Annotated in this window: 13 protein-coding genes and 3 tRNA genes; 8 read left to right on the plus strand and 8 right to left on the minus strand. The window is 70.6% G+C overall.

What is annotated here, in order from left to right:
- Positions 1–177: 177 nt before the first annotated feature.
- The 3 genes from ACFV6V_RS10420 to ACFV6V_RS10430 all read left to right on the plus strand — a co-directional run bounded on the left by ACFV6V_RS10420 (position 178) and on the right by ACFV6V_RS10430 (position 4,712).
- A complete protein-coding gene (locus ACFV6V_RS10420) occupies positions 178–1,989 on the plus strand; it encodes a hypothetical protein (protein WP_385561966.1) in 1,812 nt (603 codons plus the stop codon).
- 187 nt (positions 1,990–2,176) lie between these two features.
- Positions 2,177–3,643, plus strand: coding sequence for a N,N-dimethylformamidase beta subunit family domain-containing protein (locus ACFV6V_RS10425; RefSeq protein WP_385561969.1), 1,467 nt, complete (start codon positions 2,177–2,179; stop codon positions 3,641–3,643).
- A 154-nt stretch (positions 3,644–3,797) separates the two neighbouring features.
- Entirely contained in the window at positions 3,798–4,712 is a 915-nt protein-coding gene (locus ACFV6V_RS10430; protein ID WP_385561971.1) for a phosphoribosylaminoimidazolesuccinocarboxamide synthase, read from the plus strand.
- Positions 4,713–4,770: 58 nt separating this feature from the next.
- On the opposite strand, the gene ACFV6V_RS10435 is transcribed toward ACFV6V_RS10430, so the two are convergent.
- From ACFV6V_RS10435 to ACFV6V_RS10470, 8 genes are all read right to left on the minus strand, one after another.
- Positions 4,771–4,843 (minus strand) — tRNA-Gly (locus ACFV6V_RS10435).
- A 22-nt stretch (positions 4,844–4,865) separates the two neighbouring features.
- Positions 4,866–5,483 carry a response regulator gene (locus ACFV6V_RS10440; RefSeq protein ID WP_385561974.1) on the minus strand — a complete coding sequence of 206 codons (618 nt, stop codon included), beginning with the start codon at positions 5,481–5,483 and terminating at the stop codon, positions 4,866–4,868.
- The gene (locus ACFV6V_RS10445) at positions 5,480–6,793 is read right to left on the minus strand and encodes a sensor histidine kinase (protein WP_385561977.1); all 1,314 of its coding nucleotides are present in this window, start codon (positions 6,791–6,793) and stop codon (positions 5,480–5,482) included. Before ACFV6V_RS10445 ends, ACFV6V_RS10440 begins: the two co-directional genes overlap by 4 nt.
- A 51-nt stretch (positions 6,794–6,844) precedes the next feature.
- Positions 6,845–7,630 (minus strand): ABC transporter permease, encoded by a 786-nt coding sequence (locus ACFV6V_RS10450; protein ID WP_385561980.1) that lies wholly within the window; start codon positions 7,628–7,630, stop codon positions 6,845–6,847.
- Entirely contained in the window at positions 7,627–8,565 is a 939-nt protein-coding gene (locus tag ACFV6V_RS10455) for an ABC transporter ATP-binding protein (RefSeq protein ID WP_385561983.1), read from the minus strand. The genes ACFV6V_RS10450 and ACFV6V_RS10455 overlap by 4 nt, the downstream gene beginning before the upstream one ends.
- A gap of 179 nt (positions 8,566–8,744) precedes the next feature.
- Positions 8,745–8,817, minus strand: a tRNA-Gly gene (locus ACFV6V_RS10460).
- An 80-nt stretch (positions 8,818–8,897) separates the two neighbouring features.
- A tRNA-Gly gene (locus ACFV6V_RS10465) sits at positions 8,898–8,969 on the minus strand.
- Positions 8,970–9,121: 152 nt separating this feature from the next.
- Positions 9,122–9,451 carry an Lsr2 family protein gene (locus ACFV6V_RS10470; RefSeq protein ID WP_385561986.1) on the minus strand — a complete coding sequence of 110 codons (330 nt, stop codon included), beginning with the start codon at positions 9,449–9,451 and terminating at the stop codon, positions 9,122–9,124.
- Positions 9,452–9,815: 364 nt separating this feature from the next.
- Between ACFV6V_RS10470 and purS the strand changes: the two genes are divergently transcribed.
- From purS to ACFV6V_RS10495, 5 genes are all read left to right on the plus strand, one after another.
- Positions 9,816–10,061, plus strand: a complete 246-nt coding sequence (gene purS, locus ACFV6V_RS10475; RefSeq protein WP_266379892.1) for a phosphoribosylformylglycinamidine synthase subunit PurS — start codon at positions 9,816–9,818, stop codon at positions 10,059–10,061.
- Positions 10,058–10,738, plus strand: coding sequence for a phosphoribosylformylglycinamidine synthase subunit PurQ (gene purQ, locus ACFV6V_RS10480; RefSeq protein ID WP_385561989.1), 681 nt, complete (start codon positions 10,058–10,060; stop codon positions 10,736–10,738). The genes purS and purQ overlap by 4 nt, the downstream gene beginning before the upstream one ends.
- Positions 10,735–12,984, plus strand: coding sequence for a phosphoribosylformylglycinamidine synthase subunit PurL (gene purL / locus ACFV6V_RS10485; RefSeq protein WP_385561992.1), 2,250 nt, complete (start codon positions 10,735–10,737; stop codon positions 12,982–12,984). The genes purQ and purL overlap by 4 nt, the downstream gene beginning before the upstream one ends.
- A 126-nt stretch (positions 12,985–13,110) precedes the next feature.
- A complete protein-coding gene (locus ACFV6V_RS10490; protein WP_385561995.1) occupies positions 13,111–13,935 on the plus strand; it encodes a sterol carrier family protein in 825 nt (274 codons plus the stop codon).
- A 35-nt stretch (positions 13,936–13,970) separates the two neighbouring features.
- Positions 13,971–14,798 (plus strand): META domain-containing protein, encoded by an 828-nt coding sequence (locus tag ACFV6V_RS10495; protein ID WP_385561996.1) that lies wholly within the window; start codon positions 13,971–13,973, stop codon positions 14,796–14,798.
- Positions 14,799–14,971: the final 173 nt, after the last annotated feature.

Consider the following 14,971-nt stretch of genomic DNA (forward strand, 5'->3'; position numbering starts at 1 on the left):
ATTCCATCGAGTGATGGCTCGGCCATCCGGATGACGGCCGCCGCGGCCCCAACTAGGGTGCGGCGCAGGTGTTCCGGCACTTGGCCCACCGGCATTGCGATGTCGGTGGCGGGTGCCACAGTGGGGTCGTGACCTACACCGCCGCAGGGCTGAGGGGCAGAGGGGGTGAGTCCGGCCGTGTCCGGAACCGGTATCGGTGAGGAGGCGGGCGCGCAGGTCGCCCGTTCCCGGGCCCTTGCTGTGCTGCGCGTCCGCAGCAGGGCACTGGCCCTGGCGCTGCTGCCAGCGGCAGCCGCCGTCGTGCTGCTGGCCGGGGAGGCCACGGGCACCATCGGGGGCGGCAGCGGCTGGGATGCCGCGCGCTGGGCGGTGACGTCGGCCGCGGTCGTGGTGCTGCTGTTCGCGGCGGCCGTGGCGCTGGTGATCGCCCGGGCGAGGCCGGCCGTCAGCCCCACGGTGGAGCTGTCCGAGAGGTCGGCCCCCGATCTGTACCGGCTGGTGGAGGAGCTCGCCGACCGGCTGGACGTTCCCGTGCCGTCCGCGATAGCCCTCACACCGGACTGCGACAGCTGGCTCGAGGACCGGACCCACCCCGCGACCCGGCCGAAATCCCCGACGGTGCCGGACCAGGGCCACGGCACGGGTGCGGGCACGTTCATGTCGCAGGCGATATCGGGCGGCGCCCAGCGCACCTCCACCCCGCCCGTGCTGGTGATCGGCTCGCCCTTCCTGTGGTGGATGCGGGTCGCCGAGCTGAGGGCCGTGCTGGCCCCGGTCGTCGCGGGCACGGGGCCGTCCGCCCACCCCGACATAGCCGCGGCCCGCCGCTTCATCCGTGGCCTTGACGCCGCTGTCGGGGCCGCTGCCCGGCCGGGACTCGGTCTGGTCCGCGGGCCCGCGCTCGGCCTCGCGGGCCGTATCGCCCGGATTCTGCTGCGCGGCTGCCGGGTGCACGCCGCCGAGATGGAACGCGCGGTCGCCGCAGCGGCGTCCGCGCGTGCACAGGCTGTGGACTACGGTCTGCGCATCGTGGCGCAGGAGCAGGTCGGCCTCGCCTACGCGGGCTGGGACCGGCTGCTGACGCGGGTGGCGCTGCCCGCCTGGCGGATGGGGCGCTGGCCGTCCCGGCTCGACGCCGGGGTGGTCTCCGCGCTGACCGAGCTGTCCCGCCGCGACCGGCTGGCCGAGGGCTTCACCTCCCGACTGGGCGAACGTCCCGCGTGCGATCTGCTGGAGGAGCCGGGCGCCGTCGACGAGGCCGCTTCCCTGCTCGCCGCGCGGCTCTTCCACGGGTGCCCGGGCGAGAGCGGAGCCGACTGGGCGCCGGTGGACTGGCAGGCGTATCCGGAAGAGGTCGTGGACCGTAAGTGGCGTACGGAAGCGGCCAGGCTCCACCGTGTCCTGGACGCCATGGGCGTCCGGCCCGCCGCCGCGCCCGCGGGGCCGAACCTCGCCCGGGTGATGGACTACCTCTGCGCCGCAGGGCCGTCCACTGCGGGGCCGTCCACAGACGGCCCGGTCGTGTCCATGGAGCCGGAGGCGGACTCCGGCCATGGCAGCGCACTCGCTGCCGGGATCAGTGCGGCGGTCGCCCGCGAGGAGGCGGCACGCGAGCGGACCGCGGAGGCCACCGGATCCGCGGGCCCGCCGGGATGCACGGCCACCGGCACCGAGGCGCTGAGCGGCGACACCCCGCACGTCTGGGTCACGGAACCCCTGCCGCTCTTCCCGCTCCAGCCACCGCGCACCGCCCGCGAACTGCTCGCGGACCACGTCATCGCCATGGTCTGCTGCGCGGCCGTCGACACCGCCGGTGCGGCGCCGGGACTCGACTGGCTCGACGGCCCCGCCCTCCTCGTCGGCGGTGTGCGCAGCGCCGACCTGGGCGGCCGAGTGCTCAGTCTGGTCGAGGACGGTGACCCCGAGCCGCTGCGCGACTGGTTCACGGCGGTGGGCGTCCGCCCGGAGAAGCCCATCCGGCTCGTGTGACGGTGCGGCCGGGGCGGTCGGACGGCACAGCTGGGAATGGCGCATTCCGTTCACGTAAATTCGCGACGAACGGTGACGGAGTGCGTGCGTTATGTGATGTGCTGGGGAATGGCGCCGCCGGAAGCAGTGAAGCCAGGGCGGCGGCCAGTGCAATCCATCAGAACAGTGGTCGGAGGAGGGGCGTGACATGGGGGCGGAGCAGATCCGGCGCTGGGAATCAGGCGCCCTCGCACATGCCGTCTCCGATCCCTTCGGACAGGGGCCGCTGCCCTGGCTGCGGGGTAGTGAGCAGTACTTCGACGACACCGGCCAGGTCGTCCCCTGGTACGCGGATCCCGACCCGGGCCGGGGAGGCGGCACCCGGGGCCGTCCCCGCACCGCCGATGACGTGCGCCGCCAGATCAAGGGCTTCGCCTCCAGCGGGGCGGTCGCCCCCGGTGAGGCCATCGACTTCCATGTGACGGTCAACCCGCCGCAGCAGTTCTCCGTCGACGTCTACCGCATCGGCCACTACGGCGGCGACGGCGCATCCAAGATCACCACGAGTCCGCGGCTCTCCGGCATCGTCCAGCCGGCACCGCTCACCGCCGAACGCACGGTCTCCTGCCACCACTGGTGGCTCTCCTGGCGGCTCCAGGTCCCTTCGTACTGGTCGATCGGGGCCTACGTGGCCGTGCTCACCACCGCGGACGGCTACCGCTCGCACATCCCCTTCACCGTGCGGGACGACCATCCGGCCGATCTGCTGCTGCTGCTCCCGGACATCACCTGGCAGGCGTACAACCTCTATCCGGAGGACGGCAGGACCGGCGCCAGCCTCTACCACGCCTGGGACGAACACGGCCGGCTGCTCGGCGAGGAGGACGCCGCGATCACCGTGTCCTTCGACCGCCCCTACGCGGGCGCCGGCCTGCCCCTCCATGTCGGGCACGCCTACGACTTCATCCGCTGGGCCGAGCGCTACGGCTACCACCTCGCTTACGCCGACACCCGGGACCTGCACGCGGGCCGGGTCGACCCCACCCGCTACCGGGGTCTGGTGTTCCCCGGCCATGACGAGTACTGGTCGGCGTCCATGCGCCGCACCGTCGAGTCCGCCCGAGACCACGGCACGTCCCTGGTGTTCCTCTCCGCCAACACCATGTACTGGCAGGTCGAGCTGGGCCCGTCCGCCTCGGGCGTTCCCGACCGCCTGCTCACCTGCCGCAAGCGTCGCGGCCCCGGCCGACCCGCCCTCTGGCGCGAGGCCGGCCGTGCGGAGCAGCAACTCCTCGGGATCCAGTACGCCGGCCGAGTCCCCGAACCACACCCCCTGGTGGTGCGGAACGCGGAGCACTGGCTCTGGGAGGCCACCGGAGCGGGCGAAGGCGACGAGATCACCGGTCTGGTCGCGGGCGAGGCCGATCGGTACTTCCCCCGCACCGCGCTCCCCGAGCACCAGGGCCGCATCCTGCTGGCCCACTCCCCCTACCAGGACGGGGAGGGTGTGATCCGGCACCAGGAGACCTCCCTCTACCGCGCCCCCTCCGGCGCCTGGGTCTTCGCCTCGGGCACCTTCGCCTGGTCCCCGGCGCTCGACCGGCCAGGGCATGTGGATTCCCGGGTCCAGCGCGCGACCGCCAACCTGCTGGACCGGATCTGCAAGCGGGACTGACGCCCCACAGCGCCCTTCCGCGGTGTGGGCCCCGCGTGAGCCGGAATCGAGCACGCCGAGGCGGTGCGGCGCTGACCTGCGTGCCCTGGCTGCACCCGGCCGGGCCGGGTGGGAGACAATCGGGAGGCCTTGGATATAACCACGCGGAGGAACCGTGTCCGGATTCGTAGAAAAGCCCGAGCCGCTTCAGGTCCCGGGGCTGACGCACCTCCACACGGGCAAGGTGCGTGATCTGTACCGCACCGAGGGCGGTGAGCTCGTGATGGTCGCGAGCGACCGGATGTCCGCGTACGACTGGGTGCTGCCGACCGAGATCCCCGACAAGGGGCGGGTCCTCACCCAGCTCTCGCTGTGGTGGTTCGAGCGCCTTGAGGACCTCGTCCCCCACCACGTGCTCTCCACCGACCTTCCGGCCGGGGCGCCCGCCGACTGGGAGGGGCGCACCCTCATGTGCAGGGCCCTGGACATGGTCCCGGTCGAGTGTGTGGCCCGGGGCTATCTCACCGGATCCGGGCTGGTCGAGTACAACGCCACCCGCACCGTCTGCGGTCTCGGCCTCCCCGAGGGGCTCGTGGACGGCTCGGAGCTGCCCGCACCGATCTTCACCCCCGCCACCAAGGCCGCCGTCGGCGACCACGACGAGAACGTCTCGTACGAGGAGGTCGCCCACCAGGTCGGCGTGGAGACCGCCGCGCTGCTGCGCCAGAAGACCCTCGCGGTGTACGGGCGCGCCCGGGATATCGCGCGCGAGCGGGGGATCATCCTCGCGGACACCAAGTTCGAGTTCGGCTTCGCCACCGCGGACGGGGCCGAGCCCGAACTGGTCATCGCCGACGAGGTGCTGACCCCGGACTCCTCACGGTTCTGGCCCGCCGACTCCTGGCAGCCGGGCCGGGCCCAGCCGTCGTACGACAAGCAGTACGTGCGGGACTGGCTCACCTCGCCCGCCTCCGGCTGGGACCGCGAGAGCGAGCAGCCCCCGCCCCCGCTGCCGCAGGAGGTCGTGGACGCGACACGCGCCAAGTACGTGGAGGCATACGAGCTGCTGACCGGCATCCGCTGGTCATAGGTCTCGCCTCGGGGCACGACAAAGCCCCCGGCCCAAGGGGCCGGGGGCTTTGTATCTGAGCGGACGACGAGGCTCGAACTCGCGACCTCAACCTTGGCAAGGTTGCGCTCTACCAACTGAGCTACGTCCGCATGCGCCGTGGCGCGGAAGCCACTATACCCAACCTCGCTGCCGTGCGAGACGCACAGCGGTGTGCCGGTTGCCCGCGCCCAGTTTCGAGGCCGCCGACGACAGATAGTTGCGTACCGTCCCGGGGGACAACGCGGCTCGTGCGGCGATCTCCGCGATGGGCGCACCGTCGGCGGCGAGCTCCAGGACCTCGGCCTCGCGGGCCGTCAGGGGCGAGTCTCCCGCGGAGATGGCGTCGGCGGCCAATTCCGGGTCCACATAGCGGTTTCCGGCCTGGACGGTACGGATGATCTCCGCGAGCCGCTGGGCACTGACGGTCTTGGGGACGAAGCCGCGCACCCCTGCCGCCAGAGCACGCTTCAGATGCCCCGGGCGGCCATGGCTGGTGACGATCATGGTCCGGCATCCGGGCAGCACGGTCCGCAGCTCTGTGGCCACCGTCACACCGTCGGCGCCGGGCATCTGGAGGTCCAGCACCGCGACATCGGGCCGGTGCGCCCGGGCCATGGCGAGGGCCTCCGGGCCGGAGGCCGCCTCCGCCACGACGACCAGGTCGTCCTCGAGGGCGAGCAGGGCGGCGAGGGCTCCCCGGATGAGGTGCTCGTCGTCGGCGAGCAGCACCCGGACACGGTCCTGGCTCACGGTTGTCCTCCCGTCCCGGCTGTCCCGGCTGATTCCGGTGTGCGTACCTTCCGGGGGGCCAGCGGCACCCGCGCGGTGAGACGGAATCCGTCCCGTCCCGCGCGGCTCGCGTCCAGCGTGCCGTCCAGCGCGGCCAGCCGCTCACGCAGACCCGCCAGCCCCGTGCCGCCCGGTCCCGGCACCACGGTGTCCCGCGCGCCGTCGTTCTCCACGGTCAGCACCGCGGAACCGTCCCCCACACCCAGCCGGATCGCGCAGTGCTCGGCGTCCCCGTGCCGCAGGACGTTCGTCGTGGCCTCCCGCACCACCCACGCCAGCGCCGACTGGACCTCGACCGGCAGTCCGGCGTCTGGCGGACCGACGTCCCGGGAGTCGATCAGGCAGTCGATACCCGCGGCCGTCAACACACCCCGAGCCCCCTCCAGTTCCGTGGACAGATCCGCCTCGCGATAGCCGCGTACGACATCGCGCACCTCGCGCTGCGACTCACGGGCTATCCGCTGCACCTCCGTCATCTCGGCCAGTGCCTGCTCCGTCGCACCGCGCTGAGCCAGCTGTACGGCCAGCTCGCTCTTGAGGGCGATCACCGCGAGATTGCGGCCCATCACATCGTGCAGATCACGGCCGAAGCGCAGCCGCTCCTCGGCGACCGCCAGCCGGGTCTGAAGCTCCCTCGCACGGTCCAGCTCCCATACGGCGCTCAGCAGCCAGGCGGAGAAGGCGTAGGTGAAGGAGATACCCGTGGCACCCATGAGGGTGCCCACCCCGATGCCGAGGGCCTCGGGAGCAGCGAAGCCGCCCGTACCGGCCGCGGGGGCAGGCAGGGCGAGCGCACACGCGATCGCGGTGGTGACGGTCACGGTGGCCAGGACGAACCAGATCATGTGGCGGACCCGGTTCAGGCACAGCACCAGGGAGGCACAGCCGAAACTGACCAGACCCGTGGTCACGGTGACCACGGTCACCGGTGTGAACTGCACGACGGCCCCGCTCGCCCCCGTCACCAGTACGGTCAGCGTCGAGGTACCGGTCAGCAACCCCAGCGCCGCCGCCGTGCCGAGCGGACGCGGGCGCCGGCCCAGACGCCAGTCCAGGGCGCGGGACGAGAGCACCCCGCTCAGCACCGCGTGGACGCAGACCAGCAGGGTCACCGGCAGACTCACCGGCCAGCGGCCACCCTGGCGCCCCAGCGTGGCCAGCCCGATCGTGAACACCTCGACAAGCACGAAAGTGTGGAACGACCAGCGGGTGTACAGCTCGACCTTGGCCGCATTGCCCCGGCGGTTCCACCAGCCGGTCAGTCGGGACACCGGTTCACCCCTTCCACCCCTCGTCCTGTCCTGGTCCTCGCCAGGGCCCTTCTAGCGTCGTGGCTCCCAGCGGAACCACCGACGCACAGCAAACACCGAGAGCAGAGTCCAGACCAGCACGCTCAGCGCCGCACGCGCCAGCTCCGGAGCATCGGCCCCACCGTGAAGCCCCGCCTCCACGAGCCGTACCACCCCGGTCATCGGCAGCACTTCGCACAGCGGGAGCAGCCTGTCGGGCAGCGTGTCGAGCGGGACGAACAGTCCTGAGCCGAACGCCGAGACCAGGAACAGCGGCGTCGTCGTGAGTTGTGCGCTCTCCACGGTGCGGGTGACCGAGGAGGTGACGGCGGCGAGCGCCGTCATCAGGACGGTGCCCAGCAGCAGTCCCGCCACCAGCAGTTCGGGCCGCTGCGGCGGATCCGTGTCGAGCACCACCGCACCCGCGACCACCAGGACCGCGCTCTGGGCTATGGCCAGCACGGCCGCCGGGAGCGCCGTGCCGCCCAGGATCTCCGTATCGGACACCTCGCCCGTGCGCAGTCGTTTGAGCACCAGCTCCTCACGCCGCGCCACGAGGGCGGAGGTGACGTTGAGATACACGACGAGGATCAGCACCATCCCGATCCCTCCGCTCAGCAGCGCGTCCCCGAGCCGTATCCCCGTCCCTTCGAGTGCCTCCGGGGTGAGCGCGGACCGCAGCACCCCCACCATGGCCAGCGGCATCAGCAGGGCGACGAACAGTGCCGTCCTGTTGCGCACGAGCAGAGTCAGCTCGGCGCGGGCGAGCGCGGTCAGCCGTCCGGTCGCCGTGGTGGCGGCGGTAGTGGTGGCGTTCATCGTGCACCTGCCAGTGCTGCTTCGCCCGTGTCCGATCGCGCGATGTCCAGGAAGGCTTCTTCCAGGGTGGCCGAGCGGGCATCAAGCCCTCCCAGCTCCACCCCGGAATCGGCGGCCCAGCTCAGCAGTTCACCGAGGGACTGCTGGAGCCGGTGCGTCCGGATCTCGATGCGCTGCCCTTCGGCCGCGGCGTGCAGCGTGAGCGGCAGCCTTCCTGCCGGGACGTCGTCGGGGAGCAGGAAGCGGATACGGGCCGGGCGTGAGGCCGAGACCTCCGCCGGTGTGCCGGTGGCGACGATCCGGCCCTGGTGCATGATCGCGAGCCGGTCGGCGAGCACTTCCGCCTCCTCCATGTAGTGCGTGGTCAGCAGCACGGTCGTGCCCGTGTCCCGCAGCTCCCGCACCAACCGCCAGGTGTCCTGGCGGCCTTCCGCGTCGAGCCCGGTCGTCGGCTCGTCGAGGAAGAGCACCTCGGGCCGTCCGAGCAGGGCCAGCGCCAGATCGAGACGCCGGCGTTCGCCGCCGGAGAGCTGCTTGACCCGGATGCCCGACCGATGGCCGAGGCCCACGAGTTCAAGAGACTCCCCGGAAGGGCGAGCTCCGCTGGTGCAGCCCGCCCACAGGCGCACGGTCTCGCTGACCGTCAGGTCGGAGGGGAAGCCGCCCTCCTGGAGCATCACCCCGGTCCTGGGCCGTACGGCGGCGCGCTCACGGTACGGGTCATGGCCGAGCACTCGCACGGTGCCGCCGCTCGGCTCGGCCAGCCCTTCGAGCAGCTCGACGGTGGACGTCTTGCCCGCGCCGTTCGTGCCGAGCAGTGCGAACAACTCGCCCCGCGCCACGGAGAAGGTGATTCCGCTCACCGCCTCGAACCCGCCGGCGTAGCTACGGCGCAGCTCACCGGCCTCGATTACGAACCCCTCGGTCGTTGCCATATTCCAAGGCTTCCGCCCGAGCGGGTCGGCCGGCAGTGCGCGCTGTCATCGGGGCTCATGACAAATGTCAGCACTGGCGGTGCTCGCCCGGACAGTTCCTGACCGGAGCGCGGGAAACGTGGGGTGAAGTGCGCACACGACAAAGGCCCCGGTCTGATGACCGGGGCCTTTGTCACCTGAGCGGACGACGAGATTCGAACTCGCGACCCTCACCTTGGCAAGGTGATGCTCTACCAACTGAGCCACGTCCGCAGTGCTCCCGCTTCGGCTTTCACCGGGCGGTGCGTCCACCACTGTACCCGATCCACCGGAGTGGCCGTTACGTGGTGCGGAGCGGGTGACAGGAATTGCACACTGCGCCTTCCCTCTGGAAGAGGGCTGTTCTACTACTGAACTACACCCGCACGCTCCGGGAGGTTTGGCCTGTCGGCCTCGTCTCTCGGCGTGTTCCAGACTCTAGCCCACCTGCGGGGGTGCCGTGCAACTCGGTTCGCGGCGGGTGCCGTTCGGTCGCCGGTCGGGAGTGTTCCCAGCTGCTCGGCCGGCCGCGGCGTGCTCAGCTCGCCTGGCGGAACGCCTCGTACACCCGCTTGGGGATCCGGCCGCGGGCCGGTACCTCCATCTTGTTGGACTGGGCCCAGGCGCGGACGGCCGCGGGGTCCGGCTCCAGAGTGGTGTGCCGGTATTCCTGGCGCGTCTTGCCCGGATACTTCGCCGCCTTGCGTCCAGCAGCCATGTACGGTGCGAGGGCCTTGCGTAGTTTCTTTGCATTGGCGGGATTGAGGTCGATCTCGTACGACTTCCCGTCCAGGCCGAACTTGACCGTTTCCGCTGCTTCTCCGCCGTCGATGTCGTCGGAGAGAGTGACTACTACACGCTGAGCCACGGATATAGGTCCTTTCGTGCGGTTTCGCTGCCGCCTGACCGGATGGTCCGACCTGCTGGACCGGACCGGGGCCGGGCCGGTGCTGACGTGCGGCGATACCGAAGTTTCCGGCTGCGGCGGGGGCGATGCTGCTTTCCGCTGTATTCCTTTGTACAGCCGCCGGTGTCGCATTGTGAAGCCCTGGCAATTGCTTCAGCGTGTCATCCACAATGGGGCTGACGGGTTTTTCTTCGGATTTCCTGCTGGACTTCTCTGCGTCTTCTCTGCGCCTTCCTCGCGTTTTCTCTGCATATCTATGCGCGTAGATTTTCGGGGCGGGTACGCTGAGGGAACCGCCTTCAGCACCACACCACCGGGAGTGCCAGTGGCACGCGTCGTAGTCGACGTCATGCTCAAGCCGGAGATCCTCGACCCGCAGGGCCAGGCTGTGCAGCGTGCACTGCCCCGCCTGGGCTTCGAGGGGATCGCGGACGTACGTCAGGGGAAGCGTTTCGAGCTCGAGGTGGAGGGGCCGGTCGATGACGCCGCCCTCGCCCGCATCCACGAGATGGCCGAAACGTTCCTCGCCAACACCGTCATCGAGGACTTCGTCGTAAAGGTGGAGTCGTGACCGCTCGTATCGGAGTCGTCACCTTCCCTGGCACGCTCGACGACCAGGACGCACTGCGTGCCGTCCGCCTCGCGGGCGCGGAGCCCGTATCGCTGTGGCACCGCGACAAGGACCTCAAGCAGGTCGACGCGGTTGTCCTCGCGGGCGGCTTCTCCTACGGAGACTATCTGCGCGCGGGTGCCATCTCCCGGTTCTCGCCGGTGATGGAGCCCCTCATCGACCAGGCGAAGGCCGGGCTGCCGGTCCTCGGTATCTGCAACGGCTTCCAGATCCTCACCGAGGCCCATCTGCTGCCGGGCGCGATGCTGCGGAACAATCATCTCCACTTCATCTGCCGCGACCAGAAGCTGCGCGTGGAGAACGCGGAGACCGCCTGGACCGCCGACTACGAGCAGGGCCAGGAGATCTCCGTCCCGCTGAAGAACATGGACGGCCGGTACGTCGCCGACGAGCGCACGCTCGACGAGCTGGAGGCAGAGGGCCGGGTCGCGTTCCGCTACATGGACCTGAACCCGAACGGCTCGCTGCGCGACATCGCGGGCATCACCAACGCCGCGGGCAACGTCGTCGGTCTGATGCCGCACCCCGAGCACGCCGTGGAGCCGCTGATCGGCACCGGCGGCACGGACGGCCTCGGTTTCTTCACTTCGATCATCAAGAAGCTGGTTGCCGCATGACCCTCGACACCGTCAAGCACGCCGCCGAGACGCCCGAGACCGAGCAGCCCTGGAAGGAGCTCGGCCTCAAGGAGGACGAGTACACGCGGATCCGCGAGATCCTCGACCGCCGTCCGACCGGCGCCGAGCTGGCGATGTACTCCGTGATGTGGTCCGAGCACTGCTCGTACAAGAGCAGCAAGGTCCATCTGCGCCAGTTCGGCGAGAAGGCGCCCGAGAACGACGCCCTGCTCGTCGGCATCGGCGAGAACGCGGGCGTCGTGGACGTCGGTCAGGGATACGCGGTCACCTTCAAGGTCGAGTCGCACAACCACCCCAGCTATATCGAGCCCTACCAGGGCGCCGCCACCGGCGTCGGCGGCATCGTCCGCGACATCCTCGCCATGGGTGCCCGGCCCGTGGCCGTGATGGACCCGCTGCGTTTCGGCTCCGCCCTCCACACCGACACCAAGCGCGTCCTGCCGGGTGTCGTCGCGGGCATCGGCGGCTACGGCAACTGCCTGGGCCTGCCGAACATCGGCGGCGAGGTCGTCTTCGACCCCTGCTACCAGGGAAACCCGCTGGTCAACGCCCTGTGCGTGGGTGTGATGAAGCACGAGGACATCCACCTTGCGAAGGCCTCCGGTGCCGGCAACAAGGTGATCCTCTACGGCGCCCGCACCGGCGGCGACGGCATCGGCGGCGTGTCCGTGCTCGCCTCCGAGACCTTCGACGACACGAAGCCGGCCAAGCGCCCGGCCGTCCAGGTCGGCGATCCCTTCCAGGAGAAGCTCCTCATCGAGTGCACCCTGGAAGTCTTCAAGGAGAAGCTGGTCGCCGGTATCCAGGACCTCGGCGGCGCGGGCCTGTCCTGCGCCACCTCCGAGCTGGCGAGCGCCGGTTCGGGCGGTATGCGGGTCGAGCTCGACACCGTGCCGCTGCGTGACGCGACCCTCTCGCCCGAGGAGATCCTCATGAGCGAGTCGCAGGAGCGCATGTGCGCGATCGTGGAGCCGAGGTACGTCGACCGCTTCATGGAGATCTGTGAGAAGTGGGATGTCATCGCCACCGTGATCGGTGAGGTGACCGACGGCGAGCGGCTCGAGATCTTCTGGCACGGCGAGCAGATCGTGGACGTACCGCCGCGCACGGTCGCCCACGAGGGTCCGGTGTACGAGCGTCCCTACGCCCGCCCCGACTGGCAGGACGACCTCCAGGCCGACGACGCGGGCAGGCTGCAGCGCCCGGACAGCGGCGAGGAGCTGCGTGAGCAGGTCCTGCGTCTCGTCTCGTCCCCGAACCAGGCCTCGAAGTCCTGGATCACGGACCAGTACGACCGCTTCGTGCAGGGCAACACGGTGCTCTCCCAGCCCGAGGACTCGGGCATGGTCCGGATCGACCCGGACACCAACCTCGGTGTCGCGGTCGCGACGGACGGCAACGGCCGCTACGCGAAGCTCGACCCGTACGCGGGCGCGCAGCTCGCGCTGGCCGAGGCGTACCGCAATGTCGCCGCGACCGGCGCCAAGCCGCTGGCGGTCTCGGACTGCCTGAACTTCGGCTCGCCCGAGGACCCGGCCGTGATGTGGCAGTTCGCCGAGGCCACCCGAGGGCTCGCGGACGCCTGCCAGACCCTCGGCACCCCGGTGACCGGTGGCAATGTCTCGCTCTACAACCAGACGGGCGAGACGGCGATCCACCCGACGCCGGTCGTGGCGGTGCTGGGCGTGATCGACGACGTGACGCGCCGTACGCCGATGGCGTTCGCCGAAGAGGGGCAGCTGCTCTACCTCCTGGGCGACACCCGCGAGGAGTTCGGCGGTTCAGCCTGGTCGCAGGTGGTCCACGGCCATCTCGGAGGACTGCCGCCCAAGGTCGACCTGGAGCGGGAGCGGCTGCTGGCCGAGATCCTGATCTCGGCGTCCCGCGACGGCATGGTCGACGCGGCGCACGACCTGTCCGACGGCGGTCTGGTCCAGGCGGTCACCGAGTCCTGCCTGCGCGGCGGTACGGGTGCGCGGCTGATCGTGCCCGACGGGCTCGACGCGTTCACGTTCCTCTTCAGCGAGTCGGCGGGCCGTGCGGTCGTCTCCGTCCCGCGCAGCGAGGAGCTCCGCTTCACGGACATGTGCGGGGCGCGGGGACTGCCCGCGACCCGGATCGGTGTGGTCGACGGGGACGCGGTGGAGGTGCAGGGAGAGTTCGGCATTCCGCTGAGCGAGCTGCGCACGGCGCACGAGGAGACCATTCCGGGTCTGTTCGCCTGAGCACGTCGGTACGAGGGCTCCCACCGGGACGAGGTCCGGGTGGGAGCCCTCGTCGTATGCCGCGACGACCACACGGCGTATCCCCGCGCCGAGTTGAGCCGAGCCGTGGTGGGCTAGCCTCACGCCATGCCACCGGCCAGGAGACGCACCCGCAGCTACGACCACGCCAAGATCCGCGCCGCGGTGCTCGCGCAGCTCGGTCACGTACGGCAGGCGGTGGCGGCGCTCACCCCCGACGAGCTGGCGGCGCCGACCCGGCTCGGGACCTGGACCGTCCGCGACCTGGCCGTCCATATCGCGCTGGCCACCGGGGCGGTGGCCGGTGCCACCGCCCTCCCGGAGCCGCCGAAGCAGGACTTCGCCCTGCTGGACTGGCCGCTGCGCACCGTCGAACAGGCGGCGGCGATCGACGAGAGCACCCGCGAGACCGCTTCCGCACTCGAAAGCACCGCCCTCCCGGGCACCACCGCCGAGGCCCTCGGCGAGCTGTACGACGGGACCACCAGGGCACTCGCGGACACCCTCGAGGTCAACACCGACGACCGGCTGATCGCCACGCGACGGGGTGCGATGCGGCTCGGCGACCACCTGGTCACGCGTGCCGTGGAACTGATCGTCCACACCGATGATCTGAACGCCGCGACGGGCCGTGACATCCCCCTCGAGCGGCAGGCCATCGCCGCCTGCGTACGGCTGCTCGCGGACACGCTCGCCGTGAAGGCCCCGGGCGGCTCGGTCGAGGTGCGGATCCCGCCGTACGCGGTGGTGCAGTGCGTCGAGGGCCCCCGGCACACCAGGGGGACCCCGCCCAATGTGGTCGAGACCGACCCGCTCACCTGGATCCGGCTTGCGACGGGCCGTACCGGCTGGGACGAGGCGCTCGCCGCCGCCCGGGTGACCGCCAGCGGGGAACGTGCCGACATTTCCGGGCTGCTGCCCCTTCTTGCCTGAGGGAACCGCTGTCACAGCTGTACCGTCGGACCGACATGCGAACCAAGCTGATCGTTCCCGGTACGGCCGTGCTGACCCTGACCGCCGTCCTCACGCTGACCGCCTGCGGTACTGAGCAGGGGCCGGGCAGCGGGGGCGCATCCGACGTGCGGCCCGCGGCGTCCTTCACCGGTGTGCACTGGTCCGTCGACAGCGTGACCGTCGACGGCAAGAAGACGACCGCCCCCGAAGGCGCTCATGTCCTGATCGGCACCAAGGGCCGTGCCGAGGGCAACTTCGGCTGCAACCACTTCGGCGCCGATGTCACCGTCGACGGCGAAACCATCACCGTCGGTCAGGCCCAGCGGACCGAGATGGGCTGCGCCAAGGACGTCGACGCCTTCGAGCGCACCATGAGCGAGGCATTCTCCGGTGAGCTCAAGGCGAAGCGCTCGGACCGGACTCTCACGCTGACCACGGAGAAGGGCGACACCATCGCCCTGACCGAGCAGCGGCCAGCCCCTCTCGTCGGCACCAAGTGGACCGTCACCTCCCTGCTCACGGGCGACCGGGCCGCCTCACTTCCGGCCGGTACGGAGAAGCGGGCGTACCTCGTGCTGGGCAAGGACGGTTCCGTGCGGGGCAGCCTCGGCTGCAACACCTTCAGCGGTACGGCGAAGGTGTCCGCGTCCGGATCCACGATCACCTTCGGCAGGCTCGCCACCACGCGCAGGATGTGCGCGCCGCCGCAGATGACCCTGGAAGGCGAGCTCGGCAAGGTACTCCAGGGGACGGTCTCGTACGAGCTCGACCACCGGAGCCTGAGCCTCACCGGCACCACCGGGGAGAGCAGCGGCAAGGGAATCTCCGCGACAGCGTCCTGACGAGCGCCTGGCGATCGCTTCGCGACCCCCTGGCGACCGGCGGACGGCTCGCCGGAGGAGTGCGGAGAGTGACATGCGGCACGCCGAAGCTCCCCTAAACGCCCCCCGTAGGACCGCCCAAAGGCTCTATTGAGCGGCTTTCGTACGAATCTACGAGTACTGGGGAGGCCCTT

Source organism: Streptomyces sp. NPDC059828, from assembly GCF_042731955.1.
Classification (GTDB): domain Bacteria; phylum Actinomycetota; class Actinomycetes; order Streptomycetales; family Streptomycetaceae; genus Streptomyces.

Excerpts from the sequence above, each read along its gene's own strand:
- ACFV6V_RS10425 (WP_385561969.1), top strand. The coding sequence starts at position 2,177 with ATGGGGGCGGAGCAGATCCGGCGCTGGGAATCAGGCGCCCTCGCACAT.
- ACFV6V_RS10450 (WP_385561980.1), bottom strand. The coding sequence starts at position 7,630 with ATGAACGCCACCACTACCGCCGCCACCACGGCGACCGGACGGCTGACC.
- ACFV6V_RS10455 (WP_385561983.1), bottom strand. The coding sequence starts at position 8,565 with ATGGCAACGACCGAGGGGTTCGTAATCGAGGCCGGTGAGCTGCGCCGT.
- purL (WP_385561992.1), top strand. The coding sequence starts at position 10,735 with ATGACCCTCGACACCGTCAAGCACGCCGCCGAGACGCCCGAGACCGAG.
- ACFV6V_RS10490 (WP_385561995.1), top strand. The coding sequence starts at position 13,111 with ATGCCACCGGCCAGGAGACGCACCCGCAGCTACGACCACGCCAAGATC.
- ACFV6V_RS10495 (WP_385561996.1), top strand. The coding sequence starts at position 13,971 with ATGCGAACCAAGCTGATCGTTCCCGGTACGGCCGTGCTGACCCTGACC.